We start from the raw sequence: 17,042 nt of genomic DNA, 5'->3' as shown, positions 1-17,042 counted from the left end.
ACCCGAAACGGAGTCCTGCCATGACCTCCAGAAGAGCGCCGCGCCTTCCGCCCCGCCCCTCCCGCTCCCACTGTCTGGAACCACCATGTCTGACAACCCCCAGGTCGAAGCCACCACCGCCACCGTGAAGTTCCCGCACCGCAGCAGGCGCGGCATCCTGCTCGGCCTGACCGCTCCGCAACTGATCGTTGCGAGCCTCACCGGCCTTCTCCTGCTCGCCGTGATCCTCACCCGCGGCGTGGTCGGCGCACTCGAACTCATCCCGCTGTGGGCCGCCATCGCCCTGCTCGTCTTCGTTCGCTACCGCGGCCGGGCCCTGGCCGACTGGGCTCCGATCGTCACCCGGTACGTCCTGCGCCGGATGCGGGGCCAGTTGATCTGGCTCACCCGGCCCTCCCGCCGCCCGGTCCGCGAGGGACTCCTCCACCTGCCCGGTACCGCAGCCAGCCTGCGCGTGGTCACCGCCCCCGACCGCCGGTACGGTGCCGTCCACAACCCCCACACCGGCACGCTGACCGCCGTCGTCAAGGTGTCTTCCCGCGCCTACGCGTTGCTCGACCCGGGCACCCAGAACGCCAACGTCAACGGCTGGGGGCGTGCGCTCGCCGCGCTGGCCCGCACCGGTCAGGTCGCCCGGATCCAGGTGATCGAGCGCACCGTCCCGGACTCCGGCGACGCCCTTCGCCGGTACTGGGAGGAGCACGGCCAGCCCAACGCCCCCGTCGCTGGCGCGATCTACAACGAACTGATCCAGAGCGCGGGACCGGCTGCGGCTCCGCACGAGGCGTACGTCGCGGTCTCGCTGGACGCCAAGGCCGCGCGGCGGCTGATCAACCAGGCCGGAGGCGGCCTGACCGGGTCCTTCAGCGTCCTGGCACAGCTGACCTCCACCTTCGATCAGGCCGCGCGCACCGCCGGGCTCAACCCCACCGGCTGGCTCACCGCCCACGAGATCGCGGCCGTCGTGCGAACGGCATACGACCCCAAGGCCCTTGCAGCGCTGGACCGTTGGTCCACCGCTGGGCGCCCCGCGGCCGAGCCCGCCGCTGCCGGTCCCGTCGTGGTCGTCGAGAAGTCGGACCACATCGCGACCGACTCGGCCGTCCACTCCACGTACTGGGTAGAGAACTGGCCCCGCACCGAGACCTCGGCGGGCTTCTTGCACCAGCTCCTGTTCACCGCCGGGGTGCGGCGCACGCTGTCGCTGTCGTACGAGCCGAAGGGACTGGACGCCGCACTGCGCGATGTCCAGCGCAAGAAGGCCAGCGTGATCGCCGACGCCGCCGAGCGAGCCCGGCGCGGCCAGGTCGACTCCGAGGCGGACTCGATCGAGTACCAGGACATCAAGTCCCGAGAGCGCCAGCTCATCGCGGGCCACGCGGATGTCGCCCTGACCGGCCTGCTGACTGTCTCGGCCGACTCCGAGGAGGAGCTGCGTTCCGCCTGCGCGGTCGTGGAGACCGCGGCCGTCGGTGCCCAGATCGACCTCCGGCCGCTGACCTGGCAGCAGGCAGAGGCGTTCACCGCCGCCGCCATGCCGCTCGCCCTCTCCGCCTGACGCCGGCCTTCCTTCCCTTCCGAAAGAGCACCCTCATGTCCCGCACCGCAAGCCCGACCGCGCAGGACTTCGTGCCCTTCGCCACCGCCGCGCTCGACTTCCACCGCGCGCTCAACATTCCAGGCGGCCCTCTTGTCACCACCCGCGCCGAGCTGGACGCCCTGCACGCCCATCTCGTCGCGCTGCACGGGCTGCTCGATGCTCATGCCGCCCGCACCGGACAGCTTGTCCCGACCGAGGGCGACGAGCTTCGCGCCGCCCGCACTCGTATCTGGCAGGCCGCCGATCACGTCCACACCGCGTACCACGCGGCGCCCCGGCCGGACTCCGGCGAGGTTCCTGGACGCGAGACGTGCCAGGCCAGCCTGCCCGAAGGGGCGCCAGAGCTGACCATCTGCCAGCGCCACCAGCGAACCGCGCACCTAGTGCGCCGCCGCACCACCCCGGCCGACCTGCACGCGCCGTTCACCGGCCTCGTCCGCCACTGATCTGTCTTCCGTCTGGAGAAACGTTCATGCCCCGCACCCGCGCCAGCGCCTCCCACCTGTTTGTCCCCCGCAAGACATCACGCGCCGAACAGCGAGCCGCCCGTGCCGGTTTCGCCGAGGCCCGCCGCCAAGCCCGCCTCGCCGGCGCCCCGCCGAAGCACCGCGCCGAGGCGAACTTCGACCCGGAATTGCGGCCGACGTACCCGCCGTCCGGACGCCCTGGCGCCTCCTCCGCTCGGGGCGGCAAGCTCAGTCTGCCCGCCCACCGGATGACCACCGCCACCGTCAGCGGCGCCTATCCCTTCCTCGCGGAGGGCGGCCTGGGCGCCGAAGGGATCTTCATCGGAAGGGACGTGCACGCGGAGGCGGCGTTCTGCTACGACCCTTTCTCGCTGTACAGCAGCGGCCGGATCGAAGGCTTCACCAACCCCAACGCGGTCCTGGCCGGGATCATCGGCATGGGCAAGTCAGCGCTGGCCAAGTCCATCGCCACCCGGGCGATTGCCCACGGCTACCGGGTCTACGTGCCGTGCGACCCCAAGGGCGAGTGGACGGCCGTCGCGCAGGCCCTGGGCGGCTACAGCATCGCGCTGGGACCGGGGCTCCCGGGACGGTTGAACCCGTTGGATGCTCCGGCCCGGCCCGCCTCGGTGAGCGAGGACGACTGGTCGACCGAGGTCCGCAAGCGCCGTCTCCTGCTCCTGGCCGGCCTCGCTCGCACCGTGCTCAAGCGCGATCTCCTGCCGATGGAGCACACAGCCCTGGATCTCGCGCTGGACCTGGTCGTCGCCGAAGCCGAGGCCGGCGGCACCGTGCCTCTGCTCGGCGAGATCGCGCACACCCTCGGCTCGCCCGAACGCCTCGACGCCGCCCTCGGCGACCAGGCCGGGCACATGGGGCCCGCCGCACAAGACCTCGCCCATGCCCTGCGCCGTCTGGTCCACGGCGACTTGAGCGGCATGTTCGACGCACCCTCGACCGTGGCCTTCGACCCGACCACCCCGATGCTGTCCATCGACCTCTCCCGCCTCGGCGGCTCCGGCGACGACACCGCGCTCGTCCTCGCGATGACCTGCGCGAGCGCCTGGATGGAGTCTGCGCTCGCCGACCCCGACGGCGGCCGACGCTGGGTGATCTACGACGAAGCGTGGCGCGTGATGAGGCACGTCGGTCTGCTGGAGCGCATGCAGAGCCAGTGGAAGCTCAGCCGAGGTCTCGGCATCGCGAACTTGATGGTCATCCACCGCCTCAGCGATCTGCTGAGCGCGGGCGACGCCGGCTCGCGAGGACGGGTGCTGGCCGAGGGCCTCCTCGCCGACTGCTCCACCCGCATCATCTACCGCCAGGAACCCGACCAACTCGCCGCCGCCGCATCGCTGCTCGGCCTGACCAGTGTCGAAACCCAGGCCGTGTCCGCCCTGACCAAGGGCCGGGGCCTGTGGAAAGTCGCAGGTCGGAGCTTCATCACCCAGCACCTCCTGCACCCGGCCGAACGCGAGCTGTTCGACACCGATGCCCGCATGTCTGCCTGACCCAACCTGCCTATTATGCAAGGGAGTTGAACCGTGTCCTGGCCCGTACCGAATCCAGCCTACTGGGTGCACGAGGGCAGCAGCCACGTCCCCGCCAGCCTCGCAACGAATCCTGCCCAGCTGCCCGAGAACGCGGCCCCACCACAGCGCCACCTGACGACGAGCTCGACCGTCCGCCGTCACGGCGACGCATCGGCCACTGACTGGAACGACCGCCTCGCCACCGCCCGGCCCGAAGAGTTCACCGACCTGTTCCACGAAGCCGTCACAGAAGACTTCGGCACGGTGGCCCGCCTGCACCAGATACTCGAAACCGCCTCCCAGTGGTGCCACACCCACGACGCCCGAAGCAGCGCGTCCGCACTGGACACACTCACCACCCGGCTGACCGACCTCGGCGACGAACTCCACCTCGTCGGGGAAAACGTCAACCACGAAATCCGCACCCGATCGCACCGAGCAGCAGCGGCGGCGGCCCGCCCCTCCCCAGTGGCGTCCGCCTGGGGCAGTGCCCCGGGCGAGCAGATCGGCACTCCTACTCCCGCCCCGCCGTCCACCGCACGCCCGCTGCCGCGCTCGCGGTGAGGAACCCGTACAGAAACGAGGAAAGACCATGCCCACCTCCCCCGACTCCCCCACCACCCCTGATGGCCCGCCGCAAGATGCCAGCGACCGGGCGGCATGGAGGGTACGCGTCCAGGCCCTGACCTCCGCAGCCGACGGCATCACTCAGGCATCGCACCAGTGGGACGCAGTCTCGGACTCGTGCCGCAACGAGGACGGCTGGCCCGTCGACGAACCGGGATACGCCGACGGCAAGGTAGCCAGGGACGCCGCCGCCTGGGAACACGTCGAAACCTTCCTCGCACACGGCCCCGAGGTCCTCGCAGGCGTCCGGGCCGCCGCAACCGCGGCTGACTACCTCGACAGCCCGATCAGCAACGACCTTCAGCAGCTGCGGGGCATCGATTCTGTGCTCGCACGGGCGTCTGCTCACCGCCACGAATGGGATCAGGTCTCCGCACTGATCACCGGTTGCGAATCCGGTGACACGCGCGAGACCTACCTGGAACGGGCTCGAGAGATACGCAACTCCGAAGGCTGGCGCTACGCCGACGAACTCAGCTACAGCGGACGGGCGCTGGCCAAGGCTGCCGATCACCTGACCGACCGGATCGGCATCGACCAGCCTGCGCCCACCGAGCGTGTCCAGGCAGCCCTGGCCCGATCCGGCCCCGCCCAGCACGGTGCCTCGCCCGCTCCACCACCCGCCCCGGCAGCGTCGGACTCCCCGGCCACACGCCGCTCGCGCTGACGCCTCCAGCGCCGACTTCCGGCGATGCCAAACCGCCCGATCGCCGGATCCTCAACGAACGCAACTACCCCTACCAGCCCCCGCCCTGCCTCCCGCCCGACCCTCGTCAGCACCCGGTCGCTGACCGCTGCCCACTTGGAGCCCTCCATGTCCCGCACCAGCAGAACCATCCCCGCCTTCGACCGCCCCTCTCCCCATGCCCACACCGGATGGATCCGCCATGACCACCCCCGAGCACGAGCCCCTTCCCGACATCGCAGTCGGCCGCCACCCCAACTTCGGCATCGTCGCCGCCAACCCCAAACAACTGGCCGCCAGCACATGGATGTTGAAGGGATTCGACTTCCACCCCATCCCCGGCCACCCGACGCTGTACGCACTGGCCGACCAGCAACGTGACGGGCAGGTCCGCGCCACCCGAGCCGTCGAGCTACTGCGCAAGACCGGCTACCGAGTGGATGTGGACTCCGCGTTCGACCCCTCGCTGGCCTCCGGACCAGCGCCCGCACGCGACCGGCCCCCGCGCATAGAGCCGGACGTCGCGTTCGCCGAGCATCCGCAGCTCGGCGTAGTCGCCGCCACCGCCGACGGTTCCTCCGCTCTCGGCGGCCAACTCATCCTGGAGGAGCACGGCTGGCGGCATAACCCGAGCCTGGACATCTACACGCTGCCCACCACCACCGACCGCAGCGCCACGCTCGGGAAGGTCGCCAACGCCACGCTGTCGATGCACCGGGCCGACCTTCAGGTGGCCGTGCAGCCCTCCCTCGCCCAGGACGTAGCCGCGCGCCGCCCACCCATGCCCGCAACGGCAGCGCGCCACGAGCGCAGGCAGGGCTTCACCACCCACAAGATCCCCATCAGCATTGCCGCGCTCGCCGCCAGTCCTGCCCGCGCCGGCCTGCCCGGTAAGGCGCCGGTTCCCGCGCCCGCCGCCTCCGCCCCGGCGACCCGCCCTGTGGACCCGCGCATCGCGTTCCCCCGCAACCGCTGACCCAACTTCCGTAAGTCGGGTAACCGGGTTACGGCAACGTGACCCGGGCACCCGACTAACGACCTTAGGGGAAATTGAGAACTGGGCGTGCTGGCCTGGCGATTTGGCTGGTGGGCGATCAGCAGGCGGTGTCGCGCACAAGGACGAGTTCGGTGCTGGTGTGTCGGCGGGTGGCGCGCTGGGCGGATCGGTCGGAGACGAGACCGGCGATCGCGAGGTGGGTTTCGGCGTAGGTGTCGCGCCGTCTGGTGAACCTGCGTAGGGGCGCCCGCTGTCGGCGCTCGGCGTTGGTGTGCTCGACGCAGATCCGGGCGGAGGACTGGCGGCGCCTGGCCTCCCGCCAGGCGTACCTGTCGCCGTCACACGCCTGGTCCGCGGGCTTCTTCGGGGGGTGCGCTGACCTGATCGGAGAACTCCTTGGCCAGCCCCTGGTACCCGGAGTCGACTCAAGCCTTGACCGTGGGACGGGTCCGGAACTGCTCGGCGATACCCTCGGTGCGTAAGGCACTCTGATCGTGCGTGCGTCCCGGCCGCACTCCGTCGGACAGCAGCGTGCGGCCCTGGCCGTCGCTGATGGTGGTGGTCTTGATGATGTTCTGCCTGCGCTTGCCGGAGACGAACGCCCGGCGACCCGGGCGCCCTGCCTGAGGGCGGCGGACCTGGGTCTTGGCCCCGTCCATCCGCAGGTCGACGCCCTCCTCGACATAGGCGAAGACGTCGGCCAGGGTGCGCAGCCGCAGTCCTGGCCGGTCGGGTATGGCGAACCCGCGGGACGCGAGGAGCGGACGGACCTGCCGGATGGCCTCGGAGACGGTGGAACGGTCCACAGCGAAGAGTTCGGCGAGGACCGCGTGTGGCAGCTGGTGGCGCAGATGGACCAGGGTGACCAGCAGCCGATCGACGAAGACCAGCTTGGGCTTGCGTTCCGCCCCGGCCGCTCGCTGGCGTGGCCTGCCACGCTCTTCACGGAGCGCGGACTCACGTGCGACTTCCCACGGATGAGCGAGTTCCGTGAGCAACTCGCCGAAGTGTGCGAGGGAAACGCCGGACAGAGCAGGATGGACACAGACCGCACGGGCTCAGGTCAGTTTCACAACTCACCAAACCCGTACGGTCTTCCTCACGTCACGGCCCGGCAGCGCCCGTCTACACGCCCCCCGTCGTACAGCCGTGTCCCCTCAGCTCATGCCGAGGGCAGTGGAGAAACGAGCAAGTTCGCAACCCGGTCGAAGAATTTCACGGCCATGTCCTGGCCTTCGGGGCAGCCGTTCAAGCCCAGCCCTGGCCTAGGACTTCACGTCGAGCGGCCGCAGGATGCGGCGTTCATACCGCTTGATGCAGCGGGTGTTACGAGCCAGTTCGAAGGCATCCTGGCACTCCGGGTCGGTCATGCTGTCCGTGCGGTACTGCTCGTACGCGGCGAGACTGGGAAAGGAGAAGAGAGCGTAGGCAATGTCACTGTCGCCCTCACTCGGCAGGAAGTAGCCGTGGTGCGTACCGCCGAACCGGTTGACGAGCCCGACCCAGCGGCGGCCGTATTCCTCAAAATCCTCAAGCTTGTCGGCGTCAATCTCATACTTCAGATGAATGGTGATCACGCCCACATTATGCTGCATGCCTGTTCGAACTCGAAGGCGACCTATATGCCTTGGCCGACAGTACAGCGCGGGCGAAACCTTCCGGAGCAGGGCCGGGGATCGCACAACAATCTTCTTCCCACCCTGTCGTATGGTGCGGCAGTGAGTGCGGCCTTGACTTCCCGGACGAATTCCTCGCCTTGGGGGTTACCGGACAGGCATCGTGATTCCGGCAAACCGGCAACGCGCTGGGTGATCACCTGCTACCGATCACGCCCTCGACCTGCACGAGCCCTCAGCCCCAGCCCACGCCAGCCCCATGACCAGCGAATTCAGGTTGAACAACACTCAATGGGCGCGAGCGGTCCTGGAAGACGCCTGCCGACCTGCGGCAGGCCCCCACGCAGGGGATGGACGGCGCTGGGTCTGCAACTCGGCCCAACCCGGACCGACGGATTCGTGCTCGGCTGGCAGGTGCGGCACAGCACCCCCGACATCGCACTCCTCTCCGTCGGCTCCACCCTTGGACTGCGTGGCGAACTGCTCCTCCAGCGCCGGCAGCACACGCTGCTGCTGGTCTGCTTCATCTAACTCGACGGCGACGAAGCACGCGCCCTGTGGACCCCGGTCGAGAGCCGGCACCCCAGGTCTTGCACCGGCTTCTCGAACAGGCCATCTCCCGGACGGCCCCGGCCTGACCGGCTCTGGCTTGGGACGTGTCCGGTCCGGCATCAGCGTGGATCGTCCATGGGCGACGAACGGGCATGTCAGCGATGTCCGGATCTCGGCGCGGGGAACGGTCCGGACAGTGGTGCGGCCGTGGCCGGAGTTGCTACGGCGTAGACCCGCAGACCTCATGTGAGGAGGTCGGATACCTCGGTGATGCCTGTGGTGATGGCGGGCTCGGTGAGGTTGCCGAAGCCGAGGACGAGTTGGGGTGGGGTCGCGGTGTGTGTCGAGCGGCAGGCGTTCATGCCATACAGGCCGACCGAGCGTGCCCGGGCGGCGGCGATGACGGTTTGCTCGTCGGCCGATTTGTGGAGGTGCGCGATGGCGTGGAAGCCGGCGGCGAGGCCGGTGACCTTGATGTCAGGTGCGTGTTGGGCGAATGCCGTCACCAAGGTGTCGCGTCGAGCCGCGTAGAGGGTGCGCATCCGTCGCAGGTGTCGGTCGTAGCGGCCGGATTCGATCATTGTGGCGAGGGCGAGTTGGTCGAGTGCGGGTGAGCCGCGGTCGGCGCGGTACTTGTTCTGAGTGATCTGGTCGGCGAGGGAGGGCGGGCAGAGCATCCAGCCGATGCGCAGCGCCGGGGCGAGGGATTTGCTGACGGTGCCGATGGAGATCACGCGGTCCGCGGCGAGTCCTTGCAGTGTGCCGATGGGTTCTCGGTCGTAGCGGAACTCGGCGTCGTATTCGTCCTCGATGATGACCGCGTCGCGGCGTTCGGCCCATGCGATCAGGGCGAGTCTGCGCTCGGGTGAGAGGGCGACGCCGGTGGGCCACTGGTGCGCGGGGGTGACGATGACCGCGCGGGCGTCGGTCGCGGCGAGGGCCTGGACGTCGATGCCGTGTTCGTCGACCGGCACGGGGATCGCCGAAAGCCCTGCGGTGGCCGCGGCCGAGGAGGTCGTGGCCGGTGATCCGGGGTCCTCAAAAGCCACCGCGCGCATGCCGATCTGCGCCAGGGTACGCAGGGCCAGGCCGAGTCCCTGCGCATAGCCGGAGCAGATCACCATCCGTTCCGGATCGGCCGCAGCCGCGCGCACGCGCCTGAGGTATCCGGCGACGACGTCGCGCAGTTGCGCGTTGCCGCGTGGGTCTCCGTAGTCGAGATCCGTCGTCGGCATGGCACGTGCCGATTCACGCGTCGCCCACAGCCAGTCGCTGATCGGGAAGCTGGTCAGGTCCGGGACACCCCACCGGAAGTCGGCTATCAGCCGCGGATGTTCAGCGGGCGGCGACGCGGGCTGCGCAGGCGTGCACACACCGGCGGCGACGCGGGTGGCGGAGCCGACGCGTGTCACCAGATACCCCTCGGCCTGCAGTTGGGCGTAGCAGTCCTGGACCAGGCCCCGCGACAGCCCCAGGCTGCGGGCGAGTTCGCGGGAGGACGGGAGCCGTTCGCCAACCTGCAGGCGCCCGCTGCGGATGGCGTCCCTTACCTGGTGTTCCAGTTGCGAGCGCAGTGGCTCGCCGCTGTCACGGTCGATGACCATCAACAACTCCGGCGACAGACCGGACCATTGCAGCGGCATGGAATTGGAGCTTACCGGCGGTCCGCTCACGTCTTAACGTCCACGGCATGACCACGCCGATGAACCCTCACACCCCCGTGCCCGGCGCCTCCACCGGTGCGCCCGATGCGCGGCCGCCGCTGGTGACGCGGCCGTTGATGCTGCGTTTCGTGAGCATCATCGGTGCCTCGGGGAGCTTCTATCTGCTGTTGTCGGTCGTCCCGCTCTACGCCACGGCGTCCGGCGGGGGCGGGATGGCGGCAGGGCTGGCCACGGGAGCGCTGATGCTGGCCACGGTCTGCGGCGAGCTGGCGGCACCCCGGCTGGTTGCCCGCTACGGCTACCGCCTGGCGCTGACGGCCGGACTGATCCTGCTCGGCGCACCCGCACTGGCTCTGACCGCCTTCCAGGGCATGGCATGGATCGTGGTGGTCTGCCTTGTGCGTGGGGTCGGCTTCGCAATCACCGTCGTCGCGGGCGGAGGGTTGACGGCATCGCTGATCCATCCGGCGCGCCGTGGTGAGGCGCTGGCGGTGGTCGGCGTCGTGTCGGGGGTGCCGAGCCTGGTGGCTTTGCCGCTGGGGGTGTGGCTTGCCGGGCATGCGGGGTACGGACCGGTCTCCGTCGCCGCCGGTGTCGTCGCTTTGGCCGCGATCGCTGCCGTGCCGGGCCTGCCCGACCGGGAGTTGACGTCGGGACGGTCGGTAGGCGTCGTGGCTGGTTTCCGTACCGGAGCTCTCACGCGACCTGCTGTCGTCTTCGCGACCACCGCGCTGGCAGCCGGGATCATCGTCACCTTTCTCCCCCTCGCCGTTCCGTCGGCACGGGGCGGAATCGTCGCCGTGGCCCTGTTCGTCCAGCCCGCAGCGTCGACCATCGCCCGCTGCGTCGCAGGCCGGCACGGCGACCGTCACGGGCCCGCCCGGCTCGTTCTGCCCGGCCTGCTCACGTCAGCCGCCGGAATGCTCATCACGTCGTTCACGGACAATGCCGTGGCGGTCGTCGTCGGCACGGTGCTCTTCGGCATCGGCTTCGGCCTCACCCAGAACTCCACCCTGACGCTGATGTACGCACGAGTCCCCACAGCCGGCTACAACACCGTCAGCGCCATGTGGAACTTCGCCTACGACGCGGGCATGGGCATCGGAGCCCTCGGCTTCGGGGCACTCGCCGGCCGCACCGACTACCCCCTCGCCTTTGTTCTGACCGCCGCACTGATGCTCACCGCCGTCGCCCCCGCATGGCGCGACCGACCGGCCCTTGGAGCCGACAGTGCATCGTAGGAACGATCACAGTGCCGGCACCGATTGTCTGCAAAGCTTGTATTGGAGGCACCAAGTGCGCTGCCCGGTCAGCGGTGTCGGGCTCGCATCACGCCTCGGGCGCGATCCACTTGTGAAAGCACACCCGGTCCTGGCCCTGCCAGGGCGCAGAAAGCGCTAACTACCCGGCCTTGAGCCGTGCTCGGCCGGCTTGGACTTGGCGATCTTCTTGATCTCCCGGCGTTCCGGGAGGGTGAAGGTCTTTGGCCGGCCGCCTTTGTACTTGGGGTAGAGCGAGTCGAAGCCGTCGGCGTTGAAGTTGTGGATCACATCCCGGACTCGGCCGGCGCTGGTGGACGTCGCCTCGGCGATCTTCGCCACGGGCGTGCCCTGCGCGGACAGCAGCACCATCTGGGCCCGCCGCCAGGTCACCACCGACCCGGTGCCCCGGCGGATGATCCGCAGCAGGCACCTGCCCTCGTCACCATCTATCTTGCGGACGCGTACTCGTTCCGCCACCCGAGCACCCTGACACGACGCGCCGCCCGGCACGGAACCTGGCGGCGCGTCACCTCACAAGAGGGCGAACGCTACCTGTGCGTCATACACCAGTGGTGCCGTCGATGCGCTCCCGGAGCAGGTCGGCGTGACCATTGTGGCGGGCGTACTCCTCAATCATGTGCACGTAGATCCAGCGGAGGTTGACGTCCTGCTCCATGAAGCGCCCGGTGTCGGTCAGAGCGCGGTCGGCGCAGAGCTCGCGGGCGCGGGCGATCTCCGCGTGCCAGGTGTCGAGGGCGTCATGCAGGGTGGCGCCCTCGGCCAGTTCGAAGCCGCCGTCGGGGGCAGACGGGTCAGCCTGCGGGTCGTAGATCGGCAGGGCCTGTTCTCCGGCGAACACTCGGCGAAACCAGTTCCGCTCCACCTCCGCCATGTGCTGGACGAGGCCGGTCAAGGTGAAGCCGGACGGTGGCACGGACGCGACGGCGGCCTGCTCATCGTCCAGGCCCTCGCACTTCATGGCGAGGGTGGCGCGGTGAAAGTCAAGCCAACTTTCGAGCGTAGTGCGCTCGTCGGCGTTCAGAGGCGGCAAAGGGCGTTCGATGGCGCTCATCGGTCGATTATCCGCCAGCGGTCGAAGCCGTCGACAGGCAGGACCTCCGACAGGGGGCGAACGTTGCCTAATGCGGCACTAGCTTGACTCTGTCGGGGATCTTGTAGTTTCCAGGTGCGGCAGCATGATCAGCGTGCATTCTCGGAGCGTTCTGAAGACCGATGCAGTTGTCGAGGTGTCTGTTGTCGCTCCGTCCCCGTTCCGGTGAGCAAGTCCCGTCTCTGACCGCGCAGATCGCGCGGGCGAGCAACCCGGGCGGTACGACGGCGATGTGGGTGAGAGACCGGCTGGACGGGCTGTGGTGTGACGAGGACTTCGCCGACTGGTACCCGCGCGACGGCCGTCCCGGGCTCTCGCCCGCCCAGCTGGCCACCGTCTGTGTCCTGCAGTTCCTGCTCGATCTGTCGGACCGTCAGGCGGCCGAAGCGGTCTGCTGCCGCATCGACTTCAAATACGCGCTGTGCCTGGAGCTGGACGATCCGGGCTTCCACCACAGCGTGCTGGCCGACTTCCGCGAGCGCCTCGCCCAGGACGACCGCGCCGACCGCCTCCTCGACCTCGCGCTCGCCCGTCTGAAGGAGGCCGGACTCGTGCGCGAGCGCACCACGCAGCGCACCGACTCCACCCACGTCCTGGCCGCAGTGCGCGACCTGACCCGGCTGGAACTGGTCACCGAGGCCGTCCGTGCCGTGCTGGAAGAAGTGGCCCGCACCGCTTCGCACCTGTTGACCGGCCTGGTCGACGAGGACTGGGGGCGTCGCTACGGCCGTCCGGTCCGTCTGGGCAAGAACCCCACCCGGCCCAAGACCAGGATCCTCGCCGCCGGCGACGACGCCTGCCGGCTGCTGGAGCGCCTCCACCGGCACTGGGCGGGTTACCGGCCCGGCCCACAGGCCGAGGCACTGCGCCAGATCGTCGTGCAGAACTACTACCGCGACGCGGCAGGCCGCCTGCGCTGGCGCACCGCCGACGACGGCGGGCTGCCGCCTTCCTCCTTGGCGATCGTCTCCCCCTACGACACCACGGCGCGCTACGTCCGCCATGGGCACATCATCAGCTGGAAGGGGTTCGCCGCGCATGTCACCGAGACGTGTGCCTCCGACAGCGTCAACGTGATCACGGACGTGGCCACCACATCGGCCGCCACGAACGACGCCCAGGCCCTGCCCGGCATCCACACTCGTCTGGCGCGTCGCGCTCTGCTGCCTGCCGAGCACCTGGTCGACGGCGGCTACACCTCTCTGGTCCATCTGGAACGAGCCGAGCGCGAACAACAGGTCACTGTCAGCGGGCCGCTGCCGGGCAACCCCACCCGCCAGCACCGCAAAAACGAAGGCTTCGACCGGGACGACTTCCACATCGACTTCGACCGCCGACAGGTCACCTGCCCCCGAGGCCAGGTCAGCCAGGGCTGGCACGGCCCCTACCCGACCTCCTCGCCCACCGCGGCACCCCTGATCGTGGCGCGGTTCACCAAGAGCCAGTGTCAGCCGTGTCCGGACCGCCCCCGGTGCACCAACTCCCGCGAGAGCGCCCGGAACGTGGGCTTTCCCCCGCGAGAACTCCGCGACCTGCACGTCCGCGTCCGCACCGAGCAGCAGACACCCAACTGGCAGGCCCGGTACGCGGTCCGCTCCGGAGTGGAAGGCACCATCAACGAGTTCGCCCACGGACACGGCATGCGCCACTGCCGCTACCGAGGACAGCCGAAAGCCCACCTGCAACACGTGTTCACAGCAATCGCCGTGAACATCGAACGCCTCAGCAGCCTGCCACCGGACGAGGAAACCCCCTCACCGCGACCGCCGACCGCCTTCCAGACCTTCCTGGACCAGAACGAGATCCCCCGGCCCAAGTCCTGGCGAACCCTCGGCAGCTGAGCTCGACCACCCCAAGATCCCCGACAGAGTCAAGCTAGCTTGATCTTTAACCTTTGCGGCGGGGTCGTGGGGTTGTTGATTTCTTCGTTCGTCGTTTCGTTTTGTCTGTTTTGCGGACTGTGTGGACGTCGTGGCGGGGTGTGGGGTGGGTGTTCTTGCGGCCGGGTGGTCGGCCTGGGCCGGGGCGGGAGGGTTTCGGTGCTTCGGCGGGGCAGAGGGTCTTCGGGCGGAGGTGCCTGAAGTCGCGGCGGACTCGGGCAGGGGTGAGTTTGTAGGGCTCTGCTGGTCGTTCCCAGGGCCGCCGCAGGTCGGCCGCCAGTGGCCGGGCAAGGCGGAGTTGGGTGTATGCGGCGAGGATGAGCCAGGTCCACCGGTCGGCGGCTTCGGGGGTGCGGATCTTGGGGCGGGTCCAGCCGAGGGTCTGTTTGAACAGCCGAAAGGTGTGCTCGATGTCGAAGCGTCGCAGGAAGGTCTGCCAGAGCAGGTCGACCTGAGTGGGGGTGGCGTCGGTGCCCGACCACCACAGCCACACCGGTTTCGGGATGGCGCCGCTGGGCAGGTGCTCGACCTGCAGGTGGATCACAGTTCCCTCGATGACCGGGAGGGTTCCCAGTTCGGCGACCCAGGCGGAACGGTGTGTCAGCCGTGGGTGGAGACGGTCCCATGCCTGGGCGGTGGCGGTGCCGTACAGACGGGTCTGCGTGACGGTCTGCGCGTTTGGGATGTCCCAGGTGGACTGGTCGCCGAAGGCGAACTCGCCGCCGTGACGCGGCGGGCGGCCTATCGTATGGGGCTTTCGCGGTGGGGCGGCACGACGCAGGACGCGGTCCGAACGCATCCGGCCCAGCACCTGCACCGGCAGATCCTTGAGCAGGAATGCCAGGCGGGGCACGTCGTATCCGGCATCCACGACGATGAGGATCTCGGGGTCGCCGCCTTTCCACTGCCCTGCCTCCATCAGCCGGCCGACCAACTCGCGCATCTGTCTGGCGGTGACGGTGGCGTCGTCGTCGCCCGGTGCCAGTCGGAGCGCGTCCAGTGGCGCGGTCCACGAGCTGCGGCCCGTCTCCAGCGCGCAGATCACCGAGTACGGCCAACCCGGAACGGGAATGTGCTGGTCTTTGCCGCGGCCGTAGGTGTGGCACAGGATCCGCTGCGGTGAGGTGTGTGCGTTGGGCCGCAGCCAGCAGGTGATGTCGGCGGCCAGCACCAGCCGGCCGTCCGCAGCCCGTGGCAGAGGTACTGCGGCCACTGCCCGCCGCAGCCGGCCGATGTCCATCCGGCCGGCGGCCAAGGCGTCGTAGAGGCCACCGTGCCCGCGGCGATGTTCCCCCACCAGCGACAACTCAACCAGAGAACGGACCGGGCCGTCCGCACTCAGCACGGCATCGGCCAACTCGAACTGTGCGTCCGCACGCCTGGTCAGACAGGAGTAGAACTCGCCTCGGAAGCGTGACAGTTCTGTGAACTGCCCATGTTCAACGGCGTGATGCGACAGACTCATCCTTACGGCCTTCGTGCTGAGTGTGTGCGTTCCTTGGTCGGAGCACATGATCAGCCGAAGGCCGCCTTCACGTCCGCTGAACTGCGAAAACGCTGATCAAGTTCGAAGCACATTCGAGACTGGATCTTAAAAAACAAGCTAGGGCGTGTATCGGAAGTGGATCTTGGGGTGGGATGATCCTGCTTCGTGGCACGTGGAGATCTGACGGATGCGCAGTGGGCCCGCCTGGAGCCGCTGTTGCCCAGGGGCCACGAGCCGGGCCGTCCGCCGATATGGACCAGGAGCCAGCTGATCGACGGCATACGGTTTCGCACCCGCACTGGTGTCCCGTGGCGGGATGTGCCGGAGTGGTACGGGCCCTGGGCCCGGGGGTACGACCTGTTCCGGCGCTGGCAGCGGGACGGCACCTGGCAGCGGATCTTCGCCGAACTGCAGGCCCGGGCCGACGCCAGGGAGCTCATCACCTGGGACCTCAACATCGACTCCACCGTGTGCCGGGCCCACCAGCACGCCGCCGGGGCGCGGAAAAGGGGGACCTGCAGAAGGAGCCGCCCGGCGGCGTCACCGCCGAGCCGGACGACCACGGGCTCGGCCGCTCGCGTGGCGGCCTGACCACCAAGCTGCACCTGGCTGTTGAGCACGGGCAAAAGCCGATGTCGATCGTGATTACAGCTGGACAGCGAGGAGACTCCCCGCAGTTCGAACCCGCCCTGAAGAAGGTCTGCGTGGCCCGCCCGGGTTCCGGTCGCCCGCGCACCCGGCCCAACCGGGTCCGCGCCGACAAGGCGTACGCGTCCCGGAAGAACCGTGCCTACCTGCGCCGGCGCGGGATCCGCTGCACCATCCCGGACAAGGCCGACCAGGCTCGCAACCGCAAGAAGCTCGGCTCGCGGGGCGGCCGGCCGCCCAAGTTCGATGCCGAGGATTACAAGGCTCGGCACGCGTTCGAGTGCGGCATTAATCGCCTCAAAAGGCACCGCGCCGTGGCTACTCGCTACGACAAGCTCGCGGTCCGCTACGAAGCTACCGTCCTCGTAGCGGCCATCAACGAGTGGTTGTGACGTACTGGTCCGACGACAACTCGAACACCCGGACTCGCCGACCGCCGGTGGGATTGACGGTCTCACGGACCTGATGCATCCCCAGTTTGGTCATGATCCGCTCGGAGGCGTCGTTGCCCACTTGAGTGATGCTGACGATCCGCTCCAGCCCTCGCTCTTCGAACCCGAACCGTACAGAGGCCGCAGCGGCCTCGGTGGCCAAGCCCTGCCCCCAGTGGGAACGTCCCAGCCGCCAGCCGACCTCAACCGCCGGCAGTACCTCCGGCAAGAAGTCGGGCACCGAAAGGCCGGTGAACCCGGCCAGCTCGCCAGTGGACCGGATCTCCACGGCGAACAGGCCGAAGCCCTGTGACTCCCACTCGCTCTCCCATGCCTGGACCCCGCCGCGAGTCTGCTGTTCGTCACGGACGCTGCCGTCACGGATCCACCGCATGACCTCGGGGTCGGCATTGATGGCAGCCATGGGCGCAACGTCTTCCTCACGCCAGCGACGCAGGATCAAACGGGGAGTCGCAAGCATGAC

General features: G+C 69.0%; 16 protein-coding genes and 1 pseudogene. 10 read left to right on the top strand and 7 right to left on the bottom strand.

Features of this window, described 5'->3' with window-relative positions; translation table 11 throughout:
- Positions 1 to 85 precede the first annotated feature (85 nt).
- The 6 genes from GR130_RS08395 to GR130_RS08370 all read left to right on the top strand — a co-directional run bounded on the left by GR130_RS08395 (position 86) and on the right by GR130_RS08370 (position 5,887).
- Entirely contained in the window at positions 86 to 1,558 is a 1,473-nt protein-coding gene (locus tag GR130_RS08395; protein WP_159504116.1) for an SCO6880 family protein, read from the top strand.
- A gap of 35 nt (positions 1,559 to 1,593) precedes the next feature.
- Positions 1,594 to 2,046: a DUF6238 family protein gene (locus GR130_RS08390; RefSeq protein WP_159504115.1), complete on the top strand. Its 453-nt coding sequence runs from the start codon at positions 1,594 to 1,596 to the stop codon at positions 2,044 to 2,046.
- 26 nt (positions 2,047 to 2,072) lie between these two features.
- Positions 2,073 to 3,578, top strand: a complete 1,506-nt coding sequence (locus tag GR130_RS08385; RefSeq protein ID WP_159504114.1) for an ATP-binding protein — start codon at positions 2,073 to 2,075, stop codon at positions 3,576 to 3,578.
- 33 nt (positions 3,579 to 3,611) lie between these two features.
- Positions 3,612 to 4,163, top strand: a complete 552-nt coding sequence (locus GR130_RS08380; RefSeq protein ID WP_236572945.1) for a hypothetical protein — start codon at positions 3,612 to 3,614, stop codon at positions 4,161 to 4,163.
- A gap of 28 nt (positions 4,164 to 4,191) precedes the next feature.
- Positions 4,192 to 4,893, top strand: coding sequence for a hypothetical protein (locus tag GR130_RS08375; RefSeq protein WP_236572944.1), 702 nt, complete (start codon positions 4,192 to 4,194; stop codon positions 4,891 to 4,893).
- A gap of 220 nt (positions 4,894 to 5,113) precedes the next feature.
- Positions 5,114 to 5,887, top strand: a complete 774-nt coding sequence (locus GR130_RS08370) for a hypothetical protein (RefSeq protein WP_159504113.1) — start codon at positions 5,114 to 5,116, stop codon at positions 5,885 to 5,887.
- Positions 5,888 to 6,333: 446 nt separating this feature from the next.
- On the opposite strand, the gene GR130_RS08365 is transcribed toward GR130_RS08370, so the two are convergent.
- Positions 6,334 to 6,906, bottom strand: a complete 573-nt coding sequence (locus GR130_RS08365; RefSeq protein ID WP_236572943.1) for a transposase — start codon at positions 6,904 to 6,906, stop codon at positions 6,334 to 6,336.
- A 267-nt stretch (positions 6,907 to 7,173) separates the two neighbouring features.
- Positions 7,174 to 7,485 (bottom strand): NIPSNAP family protein, encoded by a 312-nt coding sequence (locus tag GR130_RS08360; protein WP_159504112.1) that lies wholly within the window; start codon positions 7,483 to 7,485, stop codon positions 7,174 to 7,176.
- Between the two features lie 438 nt (positions 7,486 to 7,923).
- Between GR130_RS08360 and GR130_RS41305 the strand changes: the two genes are divergently transcribed.
- A complete protein-coding gene (locus GR130_RS41305; protein WP_268977867.1) occupies positions 7,924 to 8,055 on the top strand; it encodes a hypothetical protein in 132 nt (43 codons plus the stop codon).
- A 263-nt stretch (positions 8,056 to 8,318) separates the two neighbouring features.
- Here the strand turns inward: GR130_RS41305 and pdxR are convergent, their stop codons facing one another.
- Positions 8,319 to 9,719: a MocR-like pyridoxine biosynthesis transcription factor PdxR gene (gene pdxR, locus GR130_RS08355; RefSeq protein ID WP_159504111.1), complete on the bottom strand. Its 1,401-nt coding sequence runs from the start codon at positions 9,717 to 9,719 to the stop codon at positions 8,319 to 8,321.
- 47 nt (positions 9,720 to 9,766) lie between these two features.
- Here pdxR and GR130_RS08350 point away from each other — a divergent pair, with 47 nt between their 5' ends.
- Complete coding sequence (locus GR130_RS08350) at positions 9,767 to 10,981, top strand: MFS transporter (protein ID WP_236572942.1); 1,215 nt, start codon at positions 9,767 to 9,769, stop codon at positions 10,979 to 10,981.
- Between the two features lie 174 nt (positions 10,982 to 11,155).
- Here GR130_RS08350 and GR130_RS08345 read toward each other — a convergent pair.
- Together GR130_RS08345 and GR130_RS08340 are read right to left on the bottom strand one after the other, a co-directional pair.
- Positions 11,156 to 11,479, bottom strand: a pseudogene (locus tag GR130_RS08345) (helix-turn-helix domain-containing protein); the annotation flags it as partial.
- An 82-nt stretch (positions 11,480 to 11,561) separates the two neighbouring features.
- Positions 11,562 to 12,074 carry a DinB family protein gene (locus GR130_RS08340; protein WP_159504110.1) on the bottom strand — a complete coding sequence of 171 codons (513 nt, stop codon included), beginning with the start codon at positions 12,072 to 12,074 and terminating at the stop codon, positions 11,562 to 11,564.
- A gap of 269 nt (positions 12,075 to 12,343) precedes the next feature.
- Between GR130_RS08340 and GR130_RS08335 the strand changes: the two genes are divergently transcribed.
- Positions 12,344 to 13,954, top strand: coding sequence for an IS1182 family transposase (locus tag GR130_RS08335; protein WP_236573931.1), 1,611 nt, complete (start codon positions 12,344 to 12,346; stop codon positions 13,952 to 13,954).
- A gap of 46 nt (positions 13,955 to 14,000) precedes the next feature.
- On the opposite strand, the gene GR130_RS08330 is transcribed toward GR130_RS08335, so the two are convergent.
- Complete coding sequence (locus tag GR130_RS08330) at positions 14,001 to 15,458, bottom strand: NF041680 family putative transposase (protein ID WP_159504108.1); 1,458 nt, start codon at positions 15,456 to 15,458, stop codon at positions 14,001 to 14,003.
- A 186-nt stretch (positions 15,459 to 15,644) separates the two neighbouring features.
- Between GR130_RS08330 and GR130_RS08325 the strand changes: the two genes are divergently transcribed.
- Positions 15,645 to 16,519, top strand: a protein-coding gene (locus tag GR130_RS08325; RefSeq protein ID WP_443043584.1) for an IS5 family transposase whose coding sequence is annotated in 2 segments (ribosomal slippage) — positions 15,645 to 16,035 and positions 16,035 to 16,519 — 876 coding nt in all. Because the reading frame shifts where the segments join, the coding sequence is not laid out codon by codon here.
- Here GR130_RS08325 and GR130_RS08320 read toward each other — a convergent pair.
- Positions 16,503 to 17,039: a GNAT family N-acetyltransferase gene (locus GR130_RS08320; protein ID WP_159509829.1), complete on the bottom strand. Its 537-nt coding sequence runs from the start codon at positions 17,037 to 17,039 to the stop codon at positions 16,503 to 16,505. The two genes, GR130_RS08325 and GR130_RS08320, sit on opposite strands and share 17 nt — an antisense overlap.
- Between the last annotated feature and the right edge of the window lie 3 nt (positions 17,040 to 17,042).

The sequence above is a fragment of the Streptomyces sp. GS7 genome (assembly GCF_009834125.1).
In the GTDB taxonomy this organism is placed as follows: domain Bacteria; phylum Actinomycetota; class Actinomycetes; order Streptomycetales; family Streptomycetaceae; genus Streptomyces.
This window is presented reverse-complemented; position numbering and strand designations above follow the sequence as displayed.